The organism is Oleiphilus sp. HI0132 (assembly GCF_001635845.1).
Genome location: NZ_LWGJ01000233.1, coordinates 1 through 1118 on the forward strand (window position 1 = coordinate 1; position 1118 = coordinate 1118).

At 47.9% G+C, this 1118-nt stretch carries 1 protein-coding gene; it reads right to left on the minus strand.

The features are described 5' to 3' along the window. A partial coding sequence (locus A3766_RS02925; RefSeq protein ID WP_197479242.1) for an NAD(P)H-dependent oxidoreductase subunit E occupies positions 1-1107 on the minus strand: 1107 nt, incomplete at its 3' end. Positions 1108-1118 lie beyond the last annotated feature (11 nt).

Genomic DNA, 1118 nt, shown 5'->3' on the forward strand with positions numbered 1-1118 from the left:
GCTGATCAGAGAGCTTTCTTCGCCGCAAATATAGGCACCTGCACCAAGTTGGATGCGGATATCGAAGGAAAAGCGTGTTCCGGTTGACTCGTCAATAAGCATGTCTTGGCCGAGCAGGGCTTCTCGACGTCGTTCTTCCAATACGCTATTTAGGTAGGGCAGCAGGTAACGATATTCAGCGCGCAAATAGAGAATGCCATGCTCACTACCAATTGCGTAGGCGGCGATAGTCATACCCTCTATTAAGAGGTGAGCGCGCTCTGTTAGCAATACTCTATCTTTAAAGGTGCCGGGCTCGCCTTCGTCGGCATTACAAATGACATAACGTTTTTCAGCCGGTGTTTGGGCTGCAAATTGCCATTTGCGCGCGATTTGAAAACCCGCGCCGCCGCGACCTCTTAGATCGGAGCGGAGTAACTCATCAATAATCTCGTCGGGGCTTTTTGAGAGGCATTTAGCCAAAGCTTGCGCTAAAGGAGGCTCACTTAGTAATACCGGGCCAGATTGCTGAATATTGTTATTTACCATGCTCCGTACTAGTGAGTGGCTGTTATTTCCATCGCCTGTTTTACCGCCGAATACCGATAAACACGTGTCATGAATTCGGGTGGATAGTGCTCTCCAGTTATCGGATTCAGATGCTTTGAGTGTACGTTTTAGTGCGTTAACTAAACGTTTCACTTTGCTTGGTGTTAACGAGGTGACGACGTGCTCGTTAATCAGGGCGGCAGGGGCTTGGTCACTCATGCCTATGCAGGGCGTGAGGTGGAGTGAAAACTTCCCATCCAGAGTCGTGTTGCCAACAGGGATCCCTAATGCCAACTCAAAGGCCTGCAGAATTTCCGCGCTCCCCTTATGCTGGTCGATTATATCTTCACTCAGGTGAATGATGATTTTTCCTTGAGGGCTAGTTTTGAAAAAACTATAGAAACTCGCGACCCCTTCAACAACGACTCGGTGACTGTTGGTTTTTTCTGCGACTAACTTCATTGAGTCGCCACTGATCCAACCTAAGGTGTTTTGTATCGCCCAAAGGATATCAATCATTCGCTTGGGATTGTTATCAAAGCCTTGGCAGATTTCAGAAATACGAAGCTGGTTTTCCATAAGCAGACTAC